Source organism: Providencia rettgeri (assembly GCF_013702265.1).
GTDB lineage: Bacteria > Pseudomonadota > Gammaproteobacteria > Enterobacterales > Enterobacteriaceae > Providencia > Providencia zhijiangensis.
Genome location: NZ_CP059348.1, coordinates 2,824,638 through 2,849,815, shown reverse-complemented (window position 1 = coordinate 2,849,815; position 25,178 = coordinate 2,824,638). Strand labels below are relative to the sequence as shown.

At 40.6% G+C, this 25,178-nt stretch carries 24 protein-coding genes; 15 read left to right on the top strand and 9 right to left on the bottom strand.

Translation table 11 applies throughout. From position 1 onward, the window contains the following. Positions 1 to 61: 61 nt before the first annotated feature. Together H0913_RS13145 and ygfZ are read right to left on the bottom strand one after the other, a co-directional pair. Positions 62 to 682, bottom strand: a complete 621-nt coding sequence (locus H0913_RS13145; protein ID WP_154602562.1) for an HD domain-containing protein — start codon at positions 680 to 682, stop codon at positions 62 to 64. Between the two features lie 11 nt (positions 683 to 693). Further along, a complete protein-coding gene (gene ygfZ / locus H0913_RS13140) occupies positions 694 to 1,680 on the bottom strand; it encodes a tRNA-modifying protein YgfZ (RefSeq protein WP_154638133.1) in 987 nt (328 codons plus the stop codon). A gap of 291 nt (positions 1,681 to 1,971) precedes the next feature. Between ygfZ and sdhE the strand changes: the two genes are divergently transcribed. Together sdhE and H0913_RS13130 are read left to right on the top strand one after the other, a co-directional pair. Continuing rightward, positions 1,972 to 2,238, top strand: coding sequence for an FAD assembly factor SdhE (gene sdhE / locus H0913_RS13135; protein WP_181478795.1), 267 nt, complete (start codon positions 1,972 to 1,974; stop codon positions 2,236 to 2,238). Further along, the gene (locus H0913_RS13130) at positions 2,219 to 2,629 is read left to right on the top strand and encodes a protein YgfX (RefSeq protein WP_181477400.1); all 411 of its coding nucleotides are present in this window, start codon (positions 2,219 to 2,221) and stop codon (positions 2,627 to 2,629) included. The genes sdhE and H0913_RS13130 overlap by 20 nt, the downstream gene beginning before the upstream one ends. A gap of 25 nt (positions 2,630 to 2,654) precedes the next feature. On the opposite strand, the gene fldB is transcribed toward H0913_RS13130, so the two are convergent. Then, on the bottom strand, positions 2,655 to 3,173 hold the full coding sequence (fldB, locus tag H0913_RS13125) for a flavodoxin FldB (RefSeq protein ID WP_154638134.1): 519 nt from the start codon (positions 3,171 to 3,173) through the stop codon (positions 2,655 to 2,657). Between the two features lie 117 nt (positions 3,174 to 3,290). Here fldB and xerD point away from each other — a divergent pair, with 117 nt between their 5' ends. The 7 genes from xerD (at position 3,291) to H0913_RS18680 (ending at position 13,774) form a co-directional block, all read left to right on the top strand. After that, positions 3,291 to 4,193, top strand: a complete 903-nt coding sequence (gene xerD / locus H0913_RS13120; RefSeq protein WP_181477399.1) for a site-specific tyrosine recombinase XerD — start codon at positions 3,291 to 3,293, stop codon at positions 4,191 to 4,193. Positions 4,194 to 4,211: 18 nt separating this feature from the next. Next, positions 4,212 to 4,913 carry a bifunctional protein-disulfide isomerase/oxidoreductase DsbC gene (gene dsbC / locus H0913_RS13115; protein WP_154602567.1) on the top strand — a complete coding sequence of 234 codons (702 nt, stop codon included), beginning with the start codon at positions 4,212 to 4,214 and terminating at the stop codon, positions 4,911 to 4,913. Between the two features lie 8 nt (positions 4,914 to 4,921). Beyond that, a complete protein-coding gene (gene recJ / locus H0913_RS13110) occupies positions 4,922 to 6,655 on the top strand; it encodes a single-stranded-DNA-specific exonuclease RecJ (RefSeq protein ID WP_181477398.1) in 1,734 nt (577 codons plus the stop codon). Between the two features lie 127 nt (positions 6,656 to 6,782). Then, positions 6,783 to 7,884, top strand: a protein-coding gene (gene prfB / locus H0913_RS13105) for a peptide chain release factor 2 (RefSeq protein ID WP_132495760.1) whose coding sequence is annotated in 2 segments (ribosomal slippage) — positions 6,783 to 6,860 and positions 6,862 to 7,884 — 1,101 coding nt in all. Because the reading frame shifts where the segments join, the coding sequence is not laid out codon by codon here. Between the two features lie 7 nt (positions 7,885 to 7,891). Beyond that, positions 7,892 to 9,409, top strand: a complete 1,518-nt coding sequence (lysS, locus tag H0913_RS13100) for a lysine--tRNA ligase (RefSeq protein ID WP_036951129.1) — start codon at positions 7,892 to 7,894, stop codon at positions 9,407 to 9,409. Between the two features lie 691 nt (positions 9,410 to 10,100). Then, positions 10,101 to 10,601 carry a hypothetical protein gene (locus H0913_RS13095; protein ID WP_154638136.1) on the top strand — a complete coding sequence of 167 codons (501 nt, stop codon included), beginning with the start codon at positions 10,101 to 10,103 and terminating at the stop codon, positions 10,599 to 10,601. A 26-nt stretch (positions 10,602 to 10,627) separates the two neighbouring features. After that, positions 10,628 to 13,774, top strand: coding sequence for a hypothetical protein (locus tag H0913_RS18680; protein ID WP_232368790.1), 3,147 nt, complete (start codon positions 10,628 to 10,630; stop codon positions 13,772 to 13,774). A 144-nt stretch (positions 13,775 to 13,918) separates the two neighbouring features. Here the strand turns inward: H0913_RS18680 and H0913_RS13085 are convergent, their stop codons facing one another. The 3 genes from H0913_RS13085 to H0913_RS13075 all read right to left on the bottom strand — a co-directional run bounded on the left by H0913_RS13085 (position 13,919) and on the right by H0913_RS13075 (position 16,441). Next, positions 13,919 to 14,734 (bottom strand): helix-turn-helix transcriptional regulator, encoded by an 816-nt coding sequence (locus H0913_RS13085; protein ID WP_154602569.1) that lies wholly within the window; start codon positions 14,732 to 14,734, stop codon positions 13,919 to 13,921. Positions 14,735 to 15,622: 888 nt separating this feature from the next. Continuing rightward, the gene (locus tag H0913_RS13080) at positions 15,623 to 15,979 is read right to left on the bottom strand and encodes a nitrous oxide-stimulated promoter family protein (RefSeq protein WP_154602703.1); all 357 of its coding nucleotides are present in this window, start codon (positions 15,977 to 15,979) and stop codon (positions 15,623 to 15,625) included. Positions 15,980 to 16,228: 249 nt separating this feature from the next. Further along, entirely contained in the window at positions 16,229 to 16,441 is a 213-nt protein-coding gene (locus H0913_RS13075) for a DUF465 domain-containing protein (RefSeq protein ID WP_036951125.1), read from the bottom strand. Between the two features lie 265 nt (positions 16,442 to 16,706). Between H0913_RS13075 and eco the strand changes: the two genes are divergently transcribed. Further along, on the top strand, positions 16,707 to 17,183 hold the full coding sequence (gene eco / locus H0913_RS13070; protein ID WP_154602704.1) for a serine protease inhibitor ecotin: 477 nt from the start codon (positions 16,707 to 16,709) through the stop codon (positions 17,181 to 17,183). A 61-nt stretch (positions 17,184 to 17,244) separates the two neighbouring features. Here the strand turns inward: eco and H0913_RS13065 are convergent, their stop codons facing one another. Further along, on the bottom strand, positions 17,245 to 17,682 hold the full coding sequence (locus H0913_RS13065; protein ID WP_154602570.1) for a universal stress protein: 438 nt from the start codon (positions 17,680 to 17,682) through the stop codon (positions 17,245 to 17,247). A 359-nt stretch (positions 17,683 to 18,041) separates the two neighbouring features. Between H0913_RS13065 and H0913_RS13060 the strand changes: the two genes are divergently transcribed. The 5 genes from H0913_RS13060 (at position 18,042) to H0913_RS13040 (ending at position 22,437) form a co-directional block, all read left to right on the top strand. Next, positions 18,042 to 18,971: a cation diffusion facilitator family transporter gene (locus tag H0913_RS13060; protein WP_154602571.1), complete on the top strand. Its 930-nt coding sequence runs from the start codon at positions 18,042 to 18,044 to the stop codon at positions 18,969 to 18,971. A gap of 147 nt (positions 18,972 to 19,118) precedes the next feature. Next, entirely contained in the window at positions 19,119 to 20,159 is a 1,041-nt protein-coding gene (locus H0913_RS13055; RefSeq protein WP_181477397.1) for a galactose-1-epimerase, read from the top strand. A gap of 64 nt (positions 20,160 to 20,223) precedes the next feature. Beyond that, positions 20,224 to 21,597: an ATP-dependent RNA helicase DbpA gene (gene dbpA / locus H0913_RS13050; protein ID WP_181478791.1), complete on the top strand. Its 1,374-nt coding sequence runs from the start codon at positions 20,224 to 20,226 to the stop codon at positions 21,595 to 21,597. A 403-nt stretch (positions 21,598 to 22,000) separates the two neighbouring features. Beyond that, positions 22,001 to 22,282 (top strand): type II toxin-antitoxin system RelE/ParE family toxin, encoded by a 282-nt coding sequence (locus tag H0913_RS13045; protein WP_318626511.1) that lies wholly within the window; start codon positions 22,001 to 22,003, stop codon positions 22,280 to 22,282. After that, the gene (locus H0913_RS13040; protein WP_154602573.1) at positions 22,270 to 22,437 is read left to right on the top strand and encodes a hypothetical protein; all 168 of its coding nucleotides are present in this window, start codon (positions 22,270 to 22,272) and stop codon (positions 22,435 to 22,437) included. Before H0913_RS13045 ends, H0913_RS13040 begins: the two co-directional genes overlap by 13 nt. Positions 22,438 to 22,523: 86 nt before the next feature. On the opposite strand, the gene H0913_RS13035 is transcribed toward H0913_RS13040, so the two are convergent. Beyond that, on the bottom strand, positions 22,524 to 23,978 hold the full coding sequence (locus H0913_RS13035) for a bifunctional 2-methylcitrate dehydratase/aconitate hydratase (protein WP_181477396.1): 1,455 nt from the start codon (positions 23,976 to 23,978) through the stop codon (positions 22,524 to 22,526). Positions 23,979 to 23,992: 14 nt separating this feature from the next. After that, entirely contained in the window at positions 23,993 to 25,147 is a 1,155-nt protein-coding gene (gene prpC / locus H0913_RS13030) for a bifunctional 2-methylcitrate synthase/citrate synthase (RefSeq protein ID WP_181478789.1), read from the bottom strand. Positions 25,148 to 25,178 lie beyond the last annotated feature (31 nt).

Sequence of the window (25,178 nt, the reverse complement as noted above, 5' to 3'; positions counted from 1 at the left end):
GAGTTTCTTAATATGAAAACGCCAGATATTTTATCTGGCGTTTTTTGTTTTATTTTTTTAACTACAGCAGCCAGCCTTTTTGGTGGGCTTGCTCTAATTGCTGTTTAAGTTGCAACCAAAATTCAGGGAGGATCTCCTGAATATAGTCACACTTACTGACAACTTGCTCATGGCGAATATGATTGTCAATCCAGCTTTGGCCTTGGTTATGCAGGTTCATTAACATTGGCATCGCTCTATCAATGGCATTGGCATACTTAGATTCCAATGTCTCGACGGCATCATATTCATTCCATAATGCTAAGAACTCAGCATTTTGAGGACTAGGCAGTAAGTTAAACAGGCGGTTAGCTGCTTTGACTTCTTCATCATGAATAGCTTCACGAGCGGCATTATCAAACACCAAAACGTCACCCGCATCGATTTCGACGATATCATGAACGAGCGCAAGTTTCATGGCACGTTCGAGGTTAACACCCGGCACATAAGGGGCAAACGCCATCGCAGCAACAGCAAACTGCCAACTGTGTTCGGCGGTGTTTTCGTGTCTTTCGCGGTTTAATAACTTATTCTTGCGATAAACGCTTTTCAGTTTATCGAGCTCCATCAAAAATTGGACGACTTCAGTAAAAGCCCCAAAATTCAAAACATCGAGTGGCTTATTACTTGTTGCAGATGACATAAAAACCTCAGTTATTTATCTTCTTCTAATGAATAAGGTAGTGGTGCAATGGTCAGGCGGCTTTGTTCGTCACCCATAACACGAAACACGCTATCGGCTTCCATATCGTTGTTCATGATAATCTGGATGCTCAATTCTTCATTTCCTAAACGCACGGCGGCAAGTACTGTTCCTGTACGGCGCCAGTTTTCACCCAGTTGCCACTCAACACCATCACCAATAGTAGGGAGTGAGGAACCTGTGCCCGTTAGCCAGTACATAGCGCGTTTATTGGCACCACGGAATTTGGCGCGTGCGACCATTTCTTGGCCGGTATAGCAGCCTTTTTTAAAGCTAATACCGTGAGGAATAGCTTGTAAATTTGCCGCTTGTGGCAAATGTTGGGCACTATTTTCTTGGTCGATAACGGCAAAGCCTGCGGCAATTTCTAATGCTAACCATTGTTGGTCAGAAACCTGTGTTGCATTTAAGGTCTCTGCGAGATTTTGCGCAGTCGCTTCATCCGTAATAATTAAAAAACGTTCTGCGGGAAGATCAAAATGCAGAAGGGTGCTGTTGCCATCGGCAACAACTTGGTTTTGGGTATCCGGTAGTGTGGCGAACACGGACGAAAGTGCTTCTCGCGCCCCTTGTCCTGCAACGCCAAGTAATTTCAGTTCCGGTTTCTTTTCAAAAGTGACTTTTGAGAAAACCGCGTATTTTTTTAATTCAGTGAGCTGGGCATCGGCAACACTGCGTCTTTCAATATAAGAAAAACCGTCTAAGTGATGGAATAAGCGTAGGTCACTCCACATTTTCCCTTTGGGATCGCAATGGGCGGTTAATGTGTGCGCATGTTCAAGTGTGCTGATATCGGCGGTGACTTGCCCTTGCAGATATTTTTCTGCATCGGCGCCGTGGAGATGAATAAGTTCCCAGTTTTCCAGTGAAATCAAAACAAGGGGTAAAGACTGAGAATCGAGGGGAAACTGTTGTGTGTTGTCTACATGGGAAGTCATGATTTCACCTGTTGTTCTTTATCTGATAATGGTGCTTAATGGTAAAATAGCTAGGTCACATTGCAAGCCTAAACCCGCATTAAAGTTCCGTTATCTTATTATTCAGCATAAGAGGGTAAATAGTTTGTAGAAAAACGGTATTTTACAACCTAAAATGTGAACTATGTAGAGTGTGACATGTTTTATTGACAGATTATCTGATAGAGTATCTAAAATAATCAATCTTATCAGTCAACTGCAACAAAAGGTCGTAGTGAAATGGATAATGGAATGCCTAGCGGGCAAAGTCAAATCGATATCAATAACAAGGCGCGAATTCATTGGGCGTGCAGAAGAGGCATGCGTGAGCTTGATATTTCTATCATGCCATTTTTTGAATATGAATATGACGAGCTAACAGATCACGACAAACGTGTTTTTGTGCGCCTGCTCGAGTACCCAGACCCAGATTTGTTCAATTGGCTAATGAATCACGGGCGTCCAGAGGACGAAGAACTGTTCTCTATGATTAAACTCATTCAAGAAAGAAATAAAAATCGTGGTCCTGTGGAAATCTAATCTTTCCATTTCATGGAAAACTCAGCTTTTTTCCACCTGTCTTCATGGGGTAATGGGCATTATTTTGCTGGTTGCACCATGGGCCCCAGGTAATTCAATGATTTGGCTGCCATTGTTAGTTGTGTTGGTAGCAAGTTGGGCGAAAAGCCAAAAAAATATCAGTAAAGTCAAAGGTGTGGCTGTATTGGTGAATGGCAACAAGCTGCAATGGAAAAAGAATGAGTGGGAAATTATCAAAGCGCCATGGTGTAGTCGCTTTGGTATTTTATTAACACTTAATGCGTTGCAGGGTAAGCCTCAGAAGCTTCGCTTGTGGATTGCAAAAGATTCTGTTTCCGAAGAGAACTGGCGCAATCTCAATCAATTACTACTGCAATATCCTGATATTTGATATTGCAGTTAGTTGTACTTGGTGTTTAAAGAGCAGCTTCAACTTCTTGTAGGATCTGCTCGCACCATTGTGCGACTCGCTCATCAGTTTGTTCAAACTGGTTCACATCATCTAATGCAAGACCCACAAACATCTTACCATCTTCAGTGAGCGGTTTCGGGCTTTCAAACTCATAGCCTTCAGTCGGCCAAAAGCCAATAAACTGTGCGCCTGTTGGTTTAAGCTGGTGATAGAGCATGCCGAGCGCATCTAAAAACCATTCGCTATAGTCAACTTGGTCACCCATGCCATACATTGCGACCATTTTATCCGCAAGGTTAAGTTTGGGAAGCGCTTCCCAAATTTCTAGCCAATCTTCCTGAATTTCACCAAAATCCCACGTAGGGATCCCCAAAATAAGAACATCGTACTGTTCCATTAATTCTGGCGGTGTATCGTTGACGTTATGGAGGGTAATGAAATCATCACCAAGAATGTCACGTATTTTTTCTGCGACCATTTCGGTATAGCAGGTACTTGAACCGTAAAAAAGACCTATTTTCATATATATTATTACTATATCCAGCGCTGGTTTTTATCACGAGGGACGTATTGTAACAGATGGTGCTACAATCAGGCATAATAGATTGCACTGTAATAATAAAGAGGCATAGGATCTGGCGTGGAACGTAAACAACTAAATCCTTTAATTGAACAGTTTCTTGATACAATTTGGTTGGAGCAAGATCTTGCTGAAAACACCTTGGCATCTTATCGTAATGATCTGCAATCGTTAGATAGATGGCTGGATGCACAGCAATTGCATTTGGAAAGTGTTCAGTCGATTGATTTGCAATCTTTTCTCGCAGAACGCATTGATAGCGGATACAAAGCCGCAAGTTCTGCGCGTTTATTAAGTTCGATTCGCCGGTTATTTCAATATTTTTACCGCGAAAAGATAAGAGCGGATGATCCTTCTGCGGTAATCGCAGCACCAAAAATTCCGCAGCGATTACCCAAAGATCTCAGTGAACAACAAGTTGAAGATTTGTTGAATGCACCTGCGACTGAAGACTCGCTTGAGTTACGAGACAAAGCTATGTTGGAAGTACTGTATGCTTGTGGCTTACGAGTCTCTGAGCTGACAGGGCTAACATTTTCGGATATCAGTTTGCGTCAAGGCGTCGTTCGGGTCGTTGGTAAAGGTGATAAAGAGCGTTTGATCCCTCTGGGAGAAGAGGCGATTTACTGGTTAGAAAAATATATCGCGCAGGGGCGCCCAGATTTACTGAATGGGAAAACTAGCGATGTTTTATTTCCAAGCAAACGTGGTACAAAGATGACCCGCCAGACATTTTGGCACCGAATAAAATATTATGCCGTTCTTGCGAATATTGATGGGGATGCGTTATCTCCTCACGTATTAAGGCATGCATTTGCAACCCATTTATTGAATCACGGCGCGGACTTGCGCGTTGTACAAATGTTGTTAGGTCACAGTGACCTATCCACAACCCAAATTTACACACATGTCGCTACTGAGCGGCTACGTGCTTTACATGAGCAGCATCATCCAAGAGGGTGATGGGTGAAAAGGATAAATATGAAACGCAAACTACTTGTTTTAGCCGCCTGCATCGCGTCATTAACGGCATCGGTTTATGGCGCAACGGAAGAAAAACTGATTATCGAAAAACTGGCACATTATAATATGCAAGTGGAATCCATTAAGCCTTCCCCAATTGTGGGATTAAATACGGTGGAAACGGATAACGGCGTAATTTATGTGACTGATGACGGTAAATACCTGTTACAAGGTCCAATTTATGACCTCAGCGGAAAAGTTCCGGTGAACATCAGTAACCAGCCTTTGTTGAAGAAGATGGAAGCGTTGAAAAACGAGATGATCATCTTCAAAGCACCCAATGAAAAATATGCGGTAACTGTCTTTACTGATATTAGCTGTGGTTACTGTAAGAAATTGCACGAAACAGTGGGTGAGCTAAACAGTAAAGGGGTGACTGTGCGCTACTTAGCCTTCCCGCGTCAAGGGATGAAGAGCGACACGGCAAAACAGATGGCATCCATCTGGTGTAATGCGTTACCAAAAGATGCGTTGACTAAAGCGTTCAAAGGTGACGAAGTTGCCATGATTGATGACTGTAAAATCGATTTAGGTAATCATTTGAAATTAGGTCAATTATTTAAAGTTACGGGAACACCGGCCATTGTTCTACCAAGCGGACAAGTACTCCCTGGCTTTTTAAAACCTGACGAATTACTCCAAATACTTGAACAGAAATAATCATCATTGTGAATGTCGAAACTTTTTTACGTCAAAGAGAATTAACGGGCGATGCTGCAGCATTACCTAATGTTCCTGAACTTTTACAGCGCATTTATGCCTCCAGAGGGATAACCTCTCTCGCTCAATTGGAGCGTAAAGCATCTAATTTGCTTGATTATCGTTCGCTATCAGGGGTTGAAAATGCACTAACGCTGCTCTATTTGGCGCTGGTGGAACACCAAAAAATCACTATCGTTGGGGATTTTGATGCTGATGGTGCAACGAGCACCGCATTAGCTATACGTGCGCTTAAAGCGATGGGGTATAGGAATTTAAACTATATCGTCCCGAACCGTTTTGAAAACGGCTATGGTTTAACGCCATTAGTGGTGGATGAAGCCTATAAGCAGGGAACTGACCTGATTATTACGGTAGATAACGGTATTTCTTCTCATGATGGCGTGGTCACTGCTCACGAGTATGGGATGAAGGTGATTATTACCGACCACCATTTACCGGGAGAAACGCTACCGACGGCGGATGCTATCATCAACCCGAATCTTAATGATTGCCAATTTGCCTCGAAATCACTGGCTGGTGTTGGGGTGACGTTTTATTTAATGTCAGCGTTAAGAGCCCATTTACGCCAGCAGCAGTGGTTTGAAAAACAAGGGATCAGCGAGCCTAATTTAGCGGAATACCTTGATTTAGTTGCGCTGGGTACCGTAGCAGACGTGGTGCCATTAGATACGAACAACCGCATTTTGGTGCACCAAGGGTTGAACAGAGTGAGAGCAGGGCGCTGCTGCGCTGGGATCAAAGCGTTAATTGAGGTGTCCAAACGAGATTCCTCTCGTCTGGTCGCGAATGATTTTGGCTTTGCACTGGGGCCTAGGCTTAACGCGGCAGGTCGGCTGGATGATATGTCTGTCAGTATTGAATTACTACTGACGGATGATATGGCGCATGCACGCCAGCTAGCCAATGAGTTAGATGGTTTAAATCAGACCCGCCGTGAAATTGAAGCGGGTATGCAGCAAGAAGCATTGGTGTTATTTAACAAAATAGAATACAGCGAAAATCAGTTACCGAATGGTTTAGCGTTATATCATCCCGAATGGCATCAAGGGGTGGTTGGGATCTTGGCTTCACGAATTAAAGAGCAGTTTCACCGTCCCGTTATTGCGTTCGCACCAGCCGGAGATGGATTATTAAAAGGTTCAGGTCGTTCTGTGCAAGGCGTGCATATGCGCGATGCATTAGAGCGATTAAATACGTTGCAACCGGGTTTAATGCAAAAGTTTGGTGGGCACGCCATGGCTGCGGGTCTGTCGCTCGAAGAGAGCAAATTTGACGCATTCAAATACCATTTTGAAATGCTGATGGGAGAACTTATTCAACCTGAGCAATTATCGGGCGTTATTTGGAGTGACGGTGAATTATTGCGTAATCAACTGTCATTAGAGACGGCTGAATTACTTCGCGAAAGCGGTCCGTGGGGGCAGTCTTTTCCTGAACCAGTATTTGATGGGCATTTCCAGTTATTGCAACAAAAACTGGTGGGCGAGAAACATTTAAAATTGATGTTAGAACCCGTCAATGGCGGGCCGATGTTGGATGGCATTATGTTCAATATTGATGTTCGCAGATGGCCAGATAATAGCGTCAAAAAAGCAAAAATTGCGTTTAAGTTAGATGTGAACGAGTTCCGTGGTAATAAAAATGTGCAATTGATGATTGAACATATTTGGCCAGATTAAAACCACGGTAAAAGTTCGTTCAGAAATAGAGGATTGATGCCCTATAAACCTGACAGGAATTCCGTTATACTAAACGGTTCGTGAATGAAAATATTTATCTTTATTGATCAACTATAAGATAGTGAAAATGACGTTTGAAATAAACCCAGTAAAAAGCAAAATTCAGGACCTGTCTGAACGGACAACGGTTCTGAGGGGGTATCTTTGACTATGATGCCAAGAAAGAACGCTTAGAAGAAGTGAATGCAGAACTTGAGCAGCCGGATGTCTGGAATGAACCAGAACGCGCTCAAGCACTTGGCAAAGAACGCTCTTCCCTTGAGGCGATTGTTGAGACAATTGACCAACTGACCCAAGGTATTGAAGATGTAGAAGGTTTATTGGAATTAGCGGTAGAAGCTGATGACGAAGAAACGTTCAACGAAGCGGGCGCTGAGTTAGAAGTACTGCAAGGCAAGTTAGAACAACTTGAATTCCGCCGTATGTTCTCCGGTGAATATGACAGTGCTGATTGCTACATCGACTTACAAGCAGGTTCTGGCGGTACAGAAGCGCAAGATTGGGCGAGTATGCTCATGCGTATGTATCTGCGTTGGGCTGAGTCAAAAGGCTTCAAAACAGAAATTATCGAAGAGTCAGATGGTGATGTGGCGGGGTTAAAATCTGCAACAATTAAAATCATCGGTGATTATGCCTATGGCTGGTTAAGAACTGAAACGGGTGTTCACCGTTTAGTGCGTAAAAGCCCATTTGACTCCGGCGGTCGTCGTCATACCTCATTTAGTTCAGCGTTTATCTATCCTGAAGTTGATGATGATATTGATATCGAAATTAACCCTGCTGATTTACGTATCGACGTATACCGTGCCTCGGGTGCCGGTGGTCAGCACGTTAACAAAACTGAGTCTGCGGTACGTATCACCCATATACCGACCAACATTGTGACTCAGTGCCAGAACGACCGTTCACAGCATAAAAACAAAGATCAAGCCATGCGCCAGTTAAAAGCGAAATTATACGAACTGGAAATGCAGAAGAAGAACGCAGATAAGCAAGCGATGGAAGAGAATAAATCGGACATTGGCTGGGGAAGCCAAATTCGTTCTTACGTCCTTGATGATGCACGTATTAAAGACTTACGTACTGGTGTGGAAACGCGTAACACGCAAGCCGTGCTGGATGGTGATTTGGATAAATTCATTGAAGCTAGTTTAAAAGCTGGCCTGTGAGGAAAAAATGTCTCAAGAGCAACAGGGTGCAGAACAAGCTCCCGATTTAAATAACGAACTCAAAGCCCGTAAAGAAAAACTGGTTGCGTTGCGCGAACAGGGTATTCCATTCCCAAATGATTTTCGTCGTGAAAATGTCTCCGATAAGCTTCACGCTGAATTTGGTGAAAAATCAGCTGAAGAGCTGGAAGACCTGAACATTGAAGTGACTATCGCGGGTCGTATGATGACTCGTCGTATCATGGGTAAAGCGTCATTTGCAACATTGCAAGATGTTGGTGGCCGTATTCAGATTTACGTTTCACGTGATGATCTGCCAGAAGGCATCTACAACGAGCAGTTTAAAAAATGGGACTTAGGTGACATTTTAGGCGCTAAAGGTCGTTTATTTAAAACTAAAACAGGCGAATTGACCGTTCACTGTCATGAAGTTCGTTTGTTGACTAAAGCTCTGCGTCCATTACCAGACAAATTCCACGGTTTATCAGACCAAGAGACACGTTATCGTCAACGTTACCTTGACCTGATTGCTAACGACGAGTCTCGTAACACTTTCATCATCCGTTCTAAGATCTTAGCTGAAGTTCGTAACTTCATGGTTGAGCATGGATTCATGGAAGTAGAAACCCCAATGATGCAAGTTATTCCTGGTGGTGCTTCTGCGCGTCCATTTGTTACGCATCATAATGCATTAGATATCGATATGTATCTGCGTATTGCGCCAGAACTGTATCTGAAGCGCTTAGTTGTAGGTGGTTTTGAGCGTGTATTCGAAATCAACCGTAACTTCCGTAACGAAGGTTTATCTCCACGCCATAACCCAGAATTCACGATGATGGAACTGTATATGGCGTATGCCGATTACCGTGACCTGATTGTGCTGACTGAAGACTTGTTCCGTATCTTAACGCAGAAAGTATTAGGCAATACCGTTGTTAAATACGGTGAGCAAGAGTTCGATTTTGGTAAGCCATTTACCAAAATGACCATGAAAGAAGCTATCTGCAAATACCGTCCAGAAACTAACGTTGCTGATCTGGATGATATGGATAAAGCGGTTGCGATTGCTCAGTCCATCGGTATCAAGATTGAGAAGAGCTGGGGCTTAGGTCGTGTTCAGTGCGAAATCTTTGAAGAAGTTGCTGAAAGCCACTTAATTCAGCCGACCTTTATCACTGAATATCCAGCTGAAGTTTCTCCTTTAGCACGCCGTAATGATGACAACCCATTCATTACAGACCGCTTCGAATTCTTCATCGGTGGTCGTGAAATCGGTAACGGTTTCTCTGAGTTAAATGACGCAGAAGACCAAGCAGAACGTTTTGCTGAGCAAGTTCGTCAGAAAGACGAAGGTGACGACGAAGCGATGTTCTACGACGAAGATTACGTGACCGCATTAGAACACGGTTTACCACCAACAGCAGGTTTAGGCATTGGTATTGACCGCATGGTCATGCTATTTACCAATAGCCATACTATTCGTGATGTAATTCTATTCCCTGCATTACGTCCTAGCAAAGCTTAATCTTTGCTTTTCATGCCCAGTTAATAACTGGGCATGAATATTAGCAATTAATCATGATATTTTTATTTAATTCCCTCATTCAAACCCATAATTAATTTGTTGTACCTTTCCAGTATAAAAATAAAAATCTGCGTTACATCACGTTATGCGTTAATTTAAGCTCAATATCTTTTTAAGATAACTGCTATTCATTGACTACTTTAATAAGTGTAGAATTTTATTTTACTCAATACCTATCTTTATCATCGGAGTAGCCTTTATCATTTCATTGGGATATTCCAAAATGTGAGTATTTTCAATTTTTGAGTGAGTAAATGTACCTGTTTGTAATACCATGATTCTAAGTTGATTAATTAGACTAAGTTTATAAAAACCTGAAAGATAGGATGATTAAGCAGAGTTTATTTTGATTTATTACTAATAAAATGTGTTTTTGATGTTAATTAATGTGCAAGAGCCACCAATAAACACAAGTATGCGATATCTTATTTAAAGACATATGAGTATTAATGTACTGAAATAACAATTCCGTGGTTGTAAAACTAAATTGGCACAAAATAAAAATGCATAAGATTTATGAGAAGTCTCTATTTCTCTATTCGGCTATATAGAAAATAGCGAGTTTTTAGCTTACACTAGGTTTCTAGGACATCATAATAATAGCGAAGAAAAGTACTGGTAAGGTAAATATATGTTTTTAAAAAATAAATTTTATGTCGCGTCTTTGCTTGCGGTAAGCACGGTTTTACTTTCTGGCTGTGTCACTGGTCCAAATGCGCAAAAGACGGCATTAGCTGATTCTCAAGCCACCACAGCAGCAACGAATAATTCACAGCAAAATAGTAAGGCTGATGATTCTTATCCTGAATCTCAGAATGTTTTAAATAATGCTTTAGATCGTTCACCAAATGCTGTTGAGCAGCAAGGTGTTGCGCCGCTAAATACTTGTATTAAAGAACTCAGTTCACTGAAAACGCTATCACCAGAAAGTTATAATCGCCTGGTAGGATCATTTAAAGAAGTGAGTGAAATTAATCAGCTGTACAAACAAATCGAAGCAACTGCTAGCCCAGATACCATTGAGCTATTGCAAATGGCTATAGAATCTAAAACAAAAGTTCTTTGTGCTAAGGTGCGTTACAACGCAGTGCTATCAACGGAATCAACTTTGCAGAAAATTAATGGATTATGAGACTTAACCTAAGGCTTTGTGTCTCTTTGGCACTTTTTTCGACATGTTTTTCAACCGCTTCCTATGCGGAGCGTTTTAATAATGTCATAGATGACTTTGATACTTACCTTCAATCTGAAAATGAAGGTCAAAAACCAAAGCCACGACCTGTCGAAGTACCACTGAGTGTTAAATCACAAGCCCAAGGTTATGATGTCTTATCCTCTCTTTCGCCAGTTCCTGTGCCGAAAGAAAGCCGTCAAGTTACGACGGGTAAAGCAAAGAACACTAAAGAGAAAAAGGTGGCTCAGCGATCATCGAATGCGGTGACGTCATCCCAATCTCAAAGTACAAAAGCATCGGTATCAACGCCTGTTGAGCCTACAACACCAGTTCAAGTAACAGAACCAGCTCAAGTAGCAGGCACAGAAAAACCTGTTATCGACGTCTGTTCGTTGCCTTCTGAGTCTCAATCTTACCAGCCTGCATCTTCCTATTTGCTACAAGGTAGTCAATGGAATCCTAAGTATTTGGCGAAAGATTTTGCCAAATACCAAGTCATTATTGATCCTCTTGGCTTATATTCTTCGAGTTTCACGAAGAAAGCAGGGACTGATAACTCAGTCAATCTGGCTCAGTTGGCAAAACTCATTGAGCAGCAGCAATTAAAAAATCTGTATCGCTTTGGTGTTGCTCAAGGCGTTGGTGAGCTTATTTCGTACAATAGGCTGTTAACTGATAGTCAGTTAGTCACTAAGCTGACTAACTACAATAAAGACATTGCTGAATTAAATCGCATCATTACTGAAAAGCAAACGACGATAGCTAAACTCAGTGATGACATTGCAGCAAGTAAGTTGCAAATTGAGCAATTACAAAATGTTGTAAAATCTGTTGATAATAAAGCTGTTATCGATGGGTTGAACAATGAATTAACCAAATCGCAGAAAGTGATTGCTGAAAAGCAAGCTAATCTGGATAACCTTACCAAACAAAATAGCCAGTCATTAGACACTATCAAACAGTTGGAAAAACAGCTGAGTGATGGCGTGATTGAAGCGACAAATGCGAAAAAACAACTTGCCGACAAAGACAAGCAAGTCACGGATGCTCATCAGCGCATTGAGCAATTAACCTCCGAGATTGCCAAACTACAATCTGATGCGAAGCAGCAATTGCAGTCATCCGGCAATACGGATGAGCAGTTGAAATCGGTGAGTGCCAACTTAGTACAGCAAGAAGCCTTACTGAAGCAGCGTGAAGATGAGTTAAAGCTGGCTCAATCGCAAAAAAGTGATGTCCAATCCGCACTGAAGCAACAGCAAGATGCGGTTAAGCAGCTTGAACAACAGAATCAGCAACTGGCTGAGCAAATGAAGCTGCAGTTGGCCGACAAAGACAAGCAAGTCACGGATGCTCATCAGCGTATCGAGCAATTAACCACTGAGATTGCCAAACTACAATCTGATGCGAAACAGCAATTGCAGTCATCCGGCAATACGGATGAGCAGTTGAAGTCTGTGAATGCCAACTTATTACAGCAAGAAGCCTTATTGAAGCAGCGTGAGGATGAGCTTAAGCTGGCTCAAACGCAAAAAAGTGATGTCCAATTAGCACTGAAGCAACAGCAAGATGCGGTTAAGCAGCTTGAACAACAGAATCAGCAACTGATAGATAAAGTAAAACAAAAATCTGCGGTAGAAGCTGAATTAGCCACCTCTAAGCAGCAGCTAGCTAAGGCTAATATAGACTTGCAAAACGTGAAGCAAGAGCTGGAAAATAAAGCAGTGTTGATGGCTCAAGCTAGCGACAAACAAGTTAAAGCTTTATCTGAGCAAAATCAGAAGCTCTTGACTCAACTCGCTGAAAAATCGCAGCAGAACGACAAAGCTCAAGCGACATTGGTTGAGCAAACTGCCAAGTTAGTACAAAAAAATGCACTGGATGTTGAGTTAGCAGAAGCGAAGAAACAACAGGCGACTCAGCAAAATGCTCATGAAAAAATAGCTAAGCAACTGGCAGATAGCCAAAATCAGTACGCACAACTACAAGCGCAGCTAGCATCGAATGAACAAAGTTATGCGGATGCGAAAAAACAGTTAGCGCAAGCAAATACTGAAGTGCAAAAACTGCGTGCTGAATTAGAAAAACAGACTGAGCTTGCAGGCAAAGATACTGACCTACAAGTCAAAGAATTAACGGCGGAATTGAATAAGCAAATTAGCTTACTCAAAGGCCGAGAAGAAGCTTTAACCAAGTTAGATCAAGAGAATAAAGGCATTCAAGATTCGTTAAAAGCGCAACTGTCTGATAAACAGCAGCTAGAGTCTCAAAATTCTCAGTTGTTGTCACAAGCCAAAGAAAAAGAAGCATTGATTGCTAAGCTTGAAAGTGACATTGCCAATCGTAACAAACAGCAAGCTGAAATCGAGCAAAAGTTGCTAGAAGCAAACAACCAACTGAATGCGTTGAAGTTAGATGCTGAAAAATTTAATGCAGAGAATCTCTCGAAAAAAGATCAGGAATTGCTTCAACTTAAGAAACAGCTCGATGAAAAAACAGCGGCGGATAACAAATCTAAGCTGGAGCTTGCTAGTGTTCAAGATAGTTTGAAGAAAGCAAAAGATGAGCTGGCATCTTTGAAAGCATTTTCAACGGATGAGGGATTGAAAACGCAAATTAGGGATCTCAATCAGCGCGTGACTCAGTTGCGTGAAGAGAATGAAGCATTAAGAGCGAGTAAAAAAACATCTACAGGTAAGACGCCGACCATTATCCAAATCCCATCTACGGATAATGCGACTATTGCTAAAGAGAATGAAAAGCGGAATCAAAAGATCCTGCAGGATATAAAACAGCAGAAATACAGTAAGTTAGATAACTATACTTACTATAAGGTTTTACAAAAAGGTACGCCAATTACAAATGTGAAAGATAAGAAAATCACATTAATTATGCGTGAACAACTCACCGATGGTAAGGTGACCGTTATGCATACAGAGAAAAATCCAATGGTGTTACCTTATGATCAACTTCCACCACCGATGAACTCGTTCGTAGAAAAAGTGGGGGTAGGCGGAATGGTCAAAATTTATATTGAGCCTGAAGGTGGTTATGGCCCAGACGGTATTCCCGGTGAAGTGCCGCCAAATTCGATGTCAATTATTGATTTGAAAGTGATTCAAGCGAACTGATCAATAAAGATGCTAAATAGAAAGAAGGGCTTACTTAAATAGTAGGCTCTTTTTTTATTTCCAACGGTATGTGGGGTTGCCTTTCTGTCAGTGTAGCTAAGACATCAATCCTATACTGACAGGGCATATAACGTGAGGAAGGTATTAGGCGGCTTTGCGCGACCTACTGGGGGTATAACCAAAGCGTCTATGATAGCTTTGAGTAAAGTAAGACTGACTTGAAAAGCCTGCTTCCATAGAAACTTCCACGATACTCATCGACGTATTTATCAATAATTGATGTGCATACATGATGCGCTTCTCACTGATCCAAGAACGTGGTGATGTCGCATAAACAGTATGAAATAGCTCTTTGAATGTTGTTAAGCCCATGCCAAACGTTCTGGCAAACTCATTTAACTTCCACTCTTTTAAATAATTATTTTCCATGAAGGTCTGCAAACGCTCAGCTTGGCGATTACTGAGTTGTCGTAAATTGGACAATAGGGTTGCACCTTGCTCACTGTAGGATAATAACAAGAGTAGCTCATTAATCCTTAATTTAAGAATCATTTCCGGGTACTGAGTTTGAATAAATGACTCTAAACTATTTTTTAACTCATTAATTAATGGGTTTGTTGTAAATTTAATGATGTCTTTTGCAGCGCTTTCAGTGCGCTCGATCTCACTTAATTGAGAACCATAGTGAGATAAGTACTCGCGTAAAAACTTATCATCCAATGAGATCCATAAGAATTCGCCGTCTAATGCATTACTCTCTGTTTTAAACGAGTATGATCCCTGTTTGTGATAGAGAATATCACCTTCATGCAGGCTTTGATTTGCCGCAGGGGTTTCTAATAAAATCGCCCCTTTTTCTATGATGATAAGACCTTTAGAGGTTAAATCGAGTATCGCATGTGGGTTATTTTTATCTATGCGAACTTTTTTTATCACCTGATGACTTAATTTGCTGTTCATGGTAGCACCTTTATTAAAATTAGCTCTTTAAGTAATAGTCGAAATTAAATGTCAACTTTTTAACTTCTATTGATATAAAAAATCACTATAACTTTGATGATTAAAATTATATGAGCTGTTTTTTTATATGTCATATCGTAAATTAAAGTATTAATAAATGTTTCGAAATATGGTTTTTACGATTTATTCGCATATATTCATCGGTTATTTCGAGTAACTCATTTAGTGTTCTATTCGTTTATTCTGATGGTTACGGGTAACTATAGTTTTAAATTCTAACTTTATTCAATTCTATGGATTTAAATATTTTATGTTTTTTTACGCTTTTTTGATGTTTTTTTGACTTTTAAAGGTAAGTAGTCATTATTTGTGTTTTATCATAAATAATAGCGATGTAAATTATTTGGGATACATTCGTTAAAAGTATCAATAATGAATTTTTCTAATGATTTTTATCGTTAGTCTCATTATCAATTAATAATTTAAATTAATAAGATTTAATATTTTCATTAAAAGCTCAATTTAAGTCAAATATTGAGATTTAAATCTCATTTTTAACATGTATAGGTTTGAGTTATTGATTTTGGCTTTTTTATAAATATGGTTTTTGGTTATTAATTTTTATTGGTTACTAATTTTTATAAGAACGTCATTTTTAGAGAGGGGAATATTGATGATGTGTTTAAGTAAATAGACTTTATTTGTCAGAAACTGAATATCGGATCTGTGATGTTTTAAAAAGTGATAAAAAACCAATAGAATAGTAAAAATAAACCGAAGATTTAGACGAATAAGTAGTGGTTAAATATATTTAACATTTACATGGGGGGATTTAGTTTCTACAGGATCACTCTTCTATTGGCTTGGTAAAATATTTTGCACTTAGAGTTATTTACCTCTATTAGATGTTATGCGTTGCCTTGGTGGTAATTCAGGGACTGGCTTTTTATCATCGATGAGATGACGAATTGCTAAGATGGGATGGCAATAGAGCATTTTGGGGCCGGCCCAACGCATAATCACTTTCATTTGCTCTCGTTGCTTCGGTTGGTAGCAGTGTATAGGACACTGTTTGCAAGCTGGTTTTTCTTCACCATAGCGGCATTTTTTTAGGCGTTTAATCGCATAGGAAAAAAGTGTTTGGTAATGTTCAGGGGCGTCTTCAGGAGCAGGGTGTGCCTTTTCATAGATTTTTATCATTTTCTCTATCGTTACGATTTCCCGAGATATTCTTTTACCCACCATCATCGTTTCCTCACAATTAAAGATACATTTAATATATATCTTTAAGGTAACTATTCATAGGCGATTAAATCAATATAAAAGCATTTTTACCTCCAGTAATAGCAAAAATGGCATAAGATAAATTTCTTATGCCATTAACACTGTATTATCGCCAGTTGTATAACCGCTATCTTTATTGGAGCTTAATACACTGAAGCTAAGGCTCCAATGTACTTGATAAAGTAAGATTAGCTGTAGTTTAAAGGCACCTTATCGACTGGTTTGCATTATTCTCTGCATTTCATCTTTTAGATGCAGTTTTTCTTTTTTAAGTTTGGCAACCTGTTCGTTATAGCCGGCACCGGAAGGACCTTCAAGCTTGCTAATTTCTTTATCTAACTGGTGATGCTTCTCATAGAGAGATTGAAAGCGGGGATGTGTGGAGATTAATTGTGAAACTAAATCTTGATCAGCAGATAACATACTACCTCCTCAGAATGAATTAAGCCTCACTATCAGTATAACCATTGATTGTTTTATGTACATATTGAAGGGGGGGATTTACATAATTTTTATTAATTTTATGATCCTTATACTAATATTAAGTATTATCACTAAAGGATTAATGAGTTATCTATATTTTTGTAATTAAGAATCATCTATAGTGATTAAAGTGGTTGAATTGACCTACTATGTATTAAACCCTAGTTTTTAATGTTGTTATTTTTTTACCAATAGGAATTTTATGATGAAAAAAGCGATTTTGTCTGTAATGGCTGCGGTGGCAGTGTCTTCTTGTGCAATGGCGACTGAAGATTTAGGAAAGATCGCGCCATACCCGAAAGCAGAATCAGGTATGACTCGTCATGTGATCCAGCTTGATACTCAGCAAAATGAATATGACTACATGGTTGAGCTGGTTATCGGTAAAACAATCAAAGCGGATTGTAACCGCCAATGGTTTATGGGTGACTTAGAAGAAAAAACCTTAGAGGGTTGGGGATATAACTACTACAAATTAGACGAAGTCAAAGGACCTGCCTCAACAATGATGGCTTGTAGCGAGCCTGCAAAAGATCGGTTTATTACCACTCAGTTAGGTGATGAAGCATTTGTTCGTTATAACAGCAAACTCCCAATTGTTGTTTATGCACCAAAAGATATGGAAGTGAAATATCGTATCTGGTCGACAGACGATAAATTAATGAACTCTACTATGAAATAATGCATTAAAATGCCGCGTCAGTTTTCTATGATGCGGCATTTTTTATTTTGTAAGCTTTAGATTAACGAACGACAAACACGGATGTTTGTGCATGACGCACAATAGCGGATGCTGTCGAACCTAATAAATAGGTGGATGTGCTTGGATGATGAGAACCGACGACAATCAGGTCGGCATTAATGGTTTTAGCATAGTCTAAAATTTCGTCTTTTGCTGAACCAATGCTTACTTGACATGTAATTTGAGAACTTGGAATTTTAGTCTCTTTGATCACTTCTTCTAATGCCCGCATCGCGAGTGTTGCACGCTCAGCCGAATTTTTATGGCTTTCAGGTAAAATAGCGACTTCAATACCAAAAAATAGTTCTACACTCGGGATCACCGAGAAAAAGTGAATCTCAGGCTTACCCAATGTTGCCAAATATTCCACATGTTTGATGATGTTTGAATTTAAATCATCTTCTAACAGATCAATAGGAACCAATATTTTCTTATACATAGCCACCTCTTCATTTGTTATTTTAATTTGATTATATACCTATCATTTTATAAGTCATATTACACTTATGATTTTGTGATATTGGATTCATAGGAGCATGGCTATCTAATAAAGATAAATCTACACTCTATCTATAATAGAGACTAGGTTAGTCATGAATACCTTCTATTTGTGGCTTTTATCTGATTAGAGATAGAAAAATAAAGAATAACCATTCTCAATCAATGTAATCAATTATTTACAATTTATTATGGGACATTTAACAAATAATATGAGAGTATCACCATGATTAATTAAGTTATTGAAAATACACTATATTTAAATGATAATTGTTTTGCTTTTCATTAAGAAAATAAACTATGCATAAACATGAAATCCCAACTTCCGGGAAAAATGAATTCGAACTACAACAAGAGAAATTTAAAGCCGCAAAAAAAAGTACATTGATCAGTGTGGCGGTGAATACGCTGTTGTCTATTTGGCAAATTATTGTCGGTATATTTTCCCACTCATCAGGCTTAATTGCTGATGGTATTCATACACTTTCGGATTTAATTGCAGACTTTGTTGTCCTTATTGCGAATAAAAAAAGTCATAAAAAACCTGATGCTGACCACCCATATGGCCATTTTCGTTATGAAAACGGGGCTTCCCTTATTTTAGGGATTATTTTGTTGATCGTTGGTGTCGGTATGGGCTGGTCTGCGGTCGAAAAAATGATTAACCCAGATTTAATCCCCGAAGTTCATACGATTGCATTAGTTGCTGCATTAACGGCTCTGGTTGCGAAAGAAGGCTTATTCCGCTACATGCTGCATGTGGCAAATAAAGTGAATTCGAGTATGTTAGTGGCGAATGCTTGGCATGCACGTTCTGATGCTGCTTCTTCATTAGTGGTCGCTATCGGGATTATTGGGAGTTTATGTGGTATCCGTATTCTTGACCCCATTGCCGCTTTAATTGTGGGGACATTCGTTTTCCGTATGGGATTCAAATTCACTTATCAGTCTATGCAAGATTTAATGGATAAAGGAGCAGATGAAGAAACGCTCGAACAAATGAGCGATGTTCTTCGAGGTATTTCTGGAGTTAAAGGATTCCATGATTTGAAAACACGCAAATCTGGTGACTTTTTCCTTGTAGATGTCCACTTAGAATTAGATGGCCAAATGACAATTCTAGAAGGGCATGATATTGCAGTGAACGTACGGAAACAGTTAATGAAAAATCCACAAATACTGGATGTTATGACCCACTTAGACCCTTACGATAAAGATTGTTTGCATTGATTCCTATTTAAGTATTAAGCATTTTTGAAAAAGCTGACGTATTATGCGCTCAGCTTTTTTCTTTTTACGTAATCGAGAATTCGTTTTATTATTGTTAAATTATGTTGGTTCCACGATAAGCGGAAATATAAGGAATATTAGGGAAAAATGCAGTTTACCAAGCAACAACGTCATACTCTACGCACACCGAAGGTCGTTGCACTCACAAATAAACAGGGAATGAAAATTATTTTGAGTAGTTTAGGCGCCAGCTGGGTGAGCTGTATATTGCCGTTGGCGAGTGGTAAACGCGATATCATTTTAGGTTCACCTAATATGGCCGCTCAAATGGAACAGCGAGTTTATTTTGGTGCAACGGTAGGGCGAGTCGCAAATCGCATTGCAAACTCCACTTTTGACCTTGAAGGTCGTAAATATCAACTTGCGCATAATCAAGGCGCACATTGCTTGCATGGTGGGCGTGATAACTTCAGTTATCGAGTGTGGTCAATCGCTCAGCCTGATCAGCAGCAAGCGATTTTTACCCTTGTCTCTTCTGATGGTGACCAAGGTTTTCCGGGGGAGTTAAAAGTTGAAGTGCATTATGAGCTCACTGACGATAACCAAGTGGTCATTAACTACCGATATCAATGTAACCAAGATTGCCCTGTTAACTTGACTAATTACACCTATTTTAATCTTGCGGGTGAACAGTCGGATCGCACTGCATTTGAGCATGACCTCCAAATGCAGGCAGCATATTTCTTGCCACAGGATAGTGAAGGGCTCCCAACGGGAGAATGGCGAGAAGTCACTGACAGTTATTTCGACTTTAGGCAAAAGAAACGTGTTGGCTATGATTTTTTACAAGATGAAGAGCAGCAAGCGGTAGGTGGATACGACCATACTTTTGTGTTTGATGAGTCAGTGGTCGATGGGCGACAAATTGTGGCGACACTGGGCTCTCCCAATGGTGATGTGCAAATGAATATGGTGAGTACGTCACCTGCTATCCACTTGTATACGGGGAACCATTTAATCTCTGTTTTAGGTAAAAGCAAAACCTATACGCCATTTTCTGGGATAGTGTTGGCTCCACAATACCCATTTGATGGTTTAGGGCATACAGAATCAGATGGTAAAAACCCTATTATTGCCAAAGCTAATCATATTTATACCAGCCAAACTCGCTATCAATTTATTTTTTAGTATCATGTACGAGGGGCTATGATCCCTCGTAATGATCTCTTTTATTTTATTCGGAATGTTAACTGTGACTTCATTTGCTGAACTAAATGCGCTTCCTGCGGAGCAACTCTCCAATCTCAATGAATTGGGCTTTTTAACCATGACCCCAATTCAAGAAGCGGCATTACCCGCTATCCTTGCAGGCAAAGATGTGCGAGCCCAAGCTAAGACGGGGAGTGGGAAAACGGCTGCTTTTGGCCTAGGGCTATTACAACGTATTGATGCAAAAAACTTTAATACCCAATCCCTCGTTTTATGTCCAACAAGAGAATTAGCGGATCAAGTCGCAAATGAATTACGCCGTTTAGCGCGTTATATTCCTAATCTCAAAATTTTAACTTTATGTGGCGGTGTACCTTTTAGTGTTCAGCGCGATTCGTTAGTGCATGCAGCGCATATTTTGGTGGCAACACCAGGGCGTTTGCTTGACCATTTACATAAAGAAACGGTGCGGTTAGATCATTTACAGACACTGGTACTTGATGAAGCCGACCGTATGTTAGATATGGGTTTTGCGGATGATATTGACTCAGTAATCTCTTTCGCGCCAGAAGATAGACAAACACTTTTATTCTCAGCAACATGGCCGGATAGCATTGCAGCAATTAGCCGACGCATCCAAAATAATCCACAAACCATTGAAATCAATTCTGTTAATGAATTACCTGATGTGGAACAGCAGTTTTATGAAGTGTCTCGACATGACAAAATTGACTTACTGCAAAAGCTGCTAAGCCGTGAACAACCGGCTTCTTGTGTCGTGTTCTGTAATACGAAAAAGGATTGTCAGGCTGTCTATGATGCTTTAATGGACAGCCATCAAAGTGTCCTAGTATTGCATGGTGATATGGAACAGCGCGATCGTGATCAAACCTTAGTTCAATTTGCGAATGGTAGTAGCCGAGTCTTAGTAGCGACGGATGTGGCGTCTCGAGGTTTAGATATTAAAGCACTGGAAATGGTGATTAACTTTGAGTTGTCTTGGGATCCTGAAGTGCATGTGCACCGAATTGGTCGTACAGCTCGTGCAGGACAAAGCGGTTTAGCGATAAGCCTATGTTCACCAGAAGAAGCTCAACGCGCAAATGTGCTCGAAGAGATGCTTAACATGAAGTTAAATTGGCTGCCAGAGCCAACAGGATTGCGCATTACACCATTAGAAGCCCAATGGGCGACCTTATGCCTAGATGGTGGTAAAAAAGCGAAAATTCGTCCTGGGGATATTTTGGGTGCATTAACCGGAGAGGTTGGTCTAGAAGGGGATGATATTGGTAAAATCGCGATTCACCCCATGCATGCCTATGTCGCTATTAAAAAATCAGTGGCGAACAAAGCGTGGAAGCAATTACAGCAAGGTAAAATCAAAGGCAAATCAGTGAGAGCGAGATTGCTAAAGTAAATTCCTAGACTGACATTTTTGAAGCCCTAGTTGAGCAAACTGGGGCTTTTTTATCCCTATTACAATCAAAATAAGAAAATAAAACTTAATAATTTACTTTGATATTATTTCGTCTGTTTTATTCTTGCTACGATTTCTGCGAAGCGCCTTCCATTCATTTTATCGAGTTTCTTTTTTTATTTAATCTACTTAATTTTTTGGTTATAACAGCCATGTACCGCATTTAATCGGTTATTTGATTTTTATTTTTTTAGAAAATGAGTTTTTCTTAATAACCAGAGGGTTGAGTTTTTTTCTTAAAGTAAGGAGATTTGTTTTGTTGACATGGACGATAAGAACGAGGATTTTGTTTGACGATTGGTTAGAAATTCAAAACTATCAAGTAAAAAAGAAGGTACTTTCGATGCTTTTGATTCTTTCTGAATATGGGCCTCATTTAGGGCGCCCTTATGCAGATAGATTAAAACTTTCTAAATTTATTCATATGAAAGAACTCAGGATCCAAGTTTCGGGGGTACCCATTCGAGTCTGTTTTGCGTTTGATCCAAGAAGTTGTGGAATTGTGTTATGTGCAGGTAATAAAAAAGGTTGTGATGAAAATCAGTTTTATATCAAGTTGATTAAATCAGCAGATGCAGAATATGCATCCCACTTAGTGAAACCGGAGGGATTATGGGTACGTTAAGCGAGTTATTAGAAAAATGTTCACCAGAAATGCGTCAAGAAATTGATGAAGAGGTGGCGAAGTTAAGGGAAGAAGTGATGGCGTCATTAGTACCAGCGGAAAATATTGCCACGGGACAAGATGATATTTCTTCACTTGTGCCACAAATGCCATAAACCGTGCTATTTGTGATGAACAGACAGTCAACGGTATTCGATAGCGTGGAGCCTTTGACTGTCTGTAAATCAAAAAAATAACAAAACTAAATCACCCATAAATCGAGAAACTCATTAACAGGCATATTTTCAAATAATGGTTTATCCAGTGCAGCGGCTAAAATTCGCAACTGCTGAGTTTCAGGGAACTGACGCGCTAAGTTGGTTCTGAATTTCTTAAGCAACAGCGGCATACCTTCTTGGCGACGACGTTTATGACCAACGGGATATTCAATAACCACTTCGTCCAAAATTTGCCCATCTTTTAATGTGATAGTGAGCCCATTGGTGATAGAGCGTTTTTCAGGGTCATGGTAGTCCTGTGTAAATGTAGAGTCTTCGTGACACTGCATCTTGGCTCGCAGCGCATCAATTCGGCTATCTTGAGCGACACTGTCCTCATAGTCAGAGGCGGTGAGGCGACCAAAAATAAGCGGGATTGCTACCATATATTGAATGCAATGATCGCGGTCTGCCGGGTTCTGTAATGGGCCTTGTTTATCAATAATGCGCACGCAAGCTTCGTGGGTACGAATTGAAATAGACTCGATATCGTCAGAGGTTTTTCCCATTGAACTAAGTTGTTCATGCAATTGTAAAGCAGCTTCAACCGCGGTTTGAGCGTGAAACTCTGCTGGGAAAGAAATTTTGAACAACACATTTTCCATCACATAAGAGCCGTAAGGTCGCTGGAATTTAAATGGCTGACCACGGAACAGGGAGTCGTAAAAACCCCATGTTTTTGCGGTTAATGCGGTTGGATAGCCCATTTCACCTTTTTGTGCCATAAGCGCCAAGCGAACTGCACGAGAGGTGGCATCACCTGCTGCCCATGATTTACGGGAGCCAGTGTTTGGCGTGTGTCGATAGGTACGCAAGCTATGACCATCAACCCATGCAAGAGAAACCGCATTGAGAATTTGCTCACGGGAGAGTCCTAGCATTTGAGCAACGACGGCGGTTGAGGCCACTTTGACCAGAATGACATGGTCAAGACCAACTTTATTAAATGCGTTTTCGAGGGCGATACAACCTTGAATTTCATGAGCTTTGATCATGGCGGTGAGGACATCACGGATCACTAATGGTTTTTTGCCCTTAGCGAGATTTTCACGGGAAAGCCAATCGGCAGTGGCTAAAATACCACCGAGGTTATCAGAGGGATGTCCCCATTCCGCGGCTAGCCAAGTGTCGTTGAAATCTAACCAGCGGCATAAGGTTCCAATATTAAATGCCGCTTGGACTGGGTCTAATTGAAACTGTGTTCCGGGAACTTTGGTACCATTTGGGACGTGTGTACCTGGGACTATAGGGCCTAATAGCTTTTTGCAAGCTGGATATTCAAGGGATTCCATGCCACAGCCTAGGGTATCCAGTAAACAATAATAGGCAGTATCGTATGTCAACGTTGAAGTGATGGGAAAATCAATAACATAATCGACAATATCCGTCATCACTTTATCAAATTGAACATGTGGAGCCGTTTGAGTTTGCGTGGTCATTATTTTTACCTTAATTAGCGCTGTTCTATGGGAACAAAAAGCTTATTTTCTGGGCCCGTGTAGTTTGCTGAAGGGCGAATAATTTTATTATCTTGGCGTTGTTCAATCACATGAGCTGACCAGCCGGCAATCCGCGCGATAGCAAATAATGGGGTGTACATTGCAGTCGGAATGCCCATTAAGTGATAAACCACAGCAGAGAACCAATCGAGGTTAGGAAACATGCCTTTCTCACGCTTCATGACCGATTCAATATGATCGGCAATGGTGTACAAATGCCGATTCATACTTTGCTCTGAAAGCTGTAGAGCAACGGATTTAATGATGGGATGGCGAGGATCCGCCAAGGTGTAAACAGGGTGGCCAAAGCCGATAATGACTTCTGAGTTTTTAACTCGAGCCACGATATCTTGTTCAGCTTCCTCGATAGAGGCATAACGCTGCTGAATTTCTAATGAAACTTCATTGGCACCGCCATGTTTTGGTCCCCTTAATGCCGCAATGGCACCGGTAATTGCGGAGTAGAAGTCAGTGCCTGTTCCGGCAATCACGCGAGCGGCAAATGTTGAGGCGTTAAACTCATGTTCTGCATATAAAATAGAGGCGATATGCATGAATTTTTCCCACTGAGCTGGCGGTTTTTTACCGTGTAACAGATGCAAAAAATGGGCGCCAATGGAGTTATCGTCAGTCATGGTTTCAATGCGGCGACCATGGTGACTAAAGTGGTACCAATACAGCAAAATGGAACCCAGAGAGGCGAGTAATCGGTCGGCAATATCTTTAGCGCCAGCGACGGTATGCAGATCTTTTTCTGGCAACACGCAACCCATCATTGAAACTCCAGTACGAATGACATCCATCGGGTGAGTATTCGCAGGGATGGATTCTAAGGTTTGTTTCACATTCGTCGGCAAGCCTCTTAAAGGCTTAAGTTTTTCTTTGTACGCCGCCAGCTCTGTGCGGTTAGGAAGCTTATCGTGGATCAGTAAATAGGCCACTTCTTCATACTCACATTGAGTGGCTAAATCGTGGATATCATAGCCCCGATAGTGGAGGTCATTACCGTTTCGACCTACGGTACAAAGTGCCGTATTGCCTGCGGTAACACCTGATAAGGCGACTGATTTTTTAGGTTTGAATCCTGTACTCTTAAGTTGCTCATTCATCATTGATTCCTTGTAGGGGACAGAGGAGATT

What these genes read in the sequence shown, in the direction of transcription:
- H0913_RS13145 (WP_154602562.1), bottom strand. Translation starts at nt 682, where the DNA reads ATGTCATCTGCAACAAGTAATAAGCCACTCGATGTTTTGAATTTTGGG.
- ygfZ (WP_154638133.1), bottom strand. Translation starts at nt 1,680, where the DNA reads ATGACTTCCCATGTAGACAACACACAACAGTTTCCCCTCGATTCTCAG.
- fldB (WP_154638134.1), bottom strand. Translation starts at nt 3,173, where the DNA reads ATGAAAATAGGTCTTTTTTACGGTTCAAGTACCTGCTATACCGAAATG.
- dsbC (WP_154602567.1), top strand. Translation starts at nt 4,212, where the DNA reads ATGAAACGCAAACTACTTGTTTTAGCCGCCTGCATCGCGTCATTAACG.
- lysS (WP_036951129.1), top strand. Translation starts at nt 7,892, where the DNA reads ATGTCTCAAGAGCAACAGGGTGCAGAACAAGCTCCCGATTTAAATAAC.
- H0913_RS13095 (WP_154638136.1), top strand. Translation starts at nt 10,101, where the DNA reads ATGTTTTTAAAAAATAAATTTTATGTCGCGTCTTTGCTTGCGGTAAGC.
- H0913_RS13085 (WP_154602569.1), bottom strand. Translation starts at nt 14,734, where the DNA reads ATGAACAGCAAATTAAGTCATCAGGTGATAAAAAAAGTTCGCATAGAT.
- H0913_RS13080 (WP_154602703.1), bottom strand. Translation starts at nt 15,979, where the DNA reads ATGGTGGGTAAAAGAATATCTCGGGAAATCGTAACGATAGAGAAAATG.
- H0913_RS13075 (WP_036951125.1), bottom strand. Translation starts at nt 16,441, where the DNA reads ATGTTATCTGCTGATCAAGATTTAGTTTCACAATTAATCTCCACACAT.
- eco (WP_154602704.1), top strand. Translation starts at nt 16,707, where the DNA reads ATGAAAAAAGCGATTTTGTCTGTAATGGCTGCGGTGGCAGTGTCTTCT.
- H0913_RS13065 (WP_154602570.1), bottom strand. Translation starts at nt 17,682, where the DNA reads ATGTATAAGAAAATATTGGTTCCTATTGATCTGTTAGAAGATGATTTA.
- H0913_RS13060 (WP_154602571.1), top strand. Translation starts at nt 18,042, where the DNA reads ATGCATAAACATGAAATCCCAACTTCCGGGAAAAATGAATTCGAACTA.
- H0913_RS13055 (WP_181477397.1), top strand. Translation starts at nt 19,119, where the DNA reads ATGCAGTTTACCAAGCAACAACGTCATACTCTACGCACACCGAAGGTC.
- H0913_RS13045 (WP_318626511.1), top strand. Translation starts at nt 22,001, where the DNA reads ATGCTTTTGATTCTTTCTGAATATGGGCCTCATTTAGGGCGCCCTTAT.
- H0913_RS13040 (WP_154602573.1), top strand. Translation starts at nt 22,270, where the DNA reads ATGGGTACGTTAAGCGAGTTATTAGAAAAATGTTCACCAGAAATGCGT.
- H0913_RS13035 (WP_181477396.1), bottom strand. Translation starts at nt 23,978, where the DNA reads ATGACCACGCAAACTCAAACGGCTCCACATGTTCAATTTGATAAAGTG.
- prpC (WP_181478789.1), bottom strand. Translation starts at nt 25,147, where the DNA reads ATGAATGAGCAACTTAAGAGTACAGGATTCAAACCTAAAAAATCAGTC.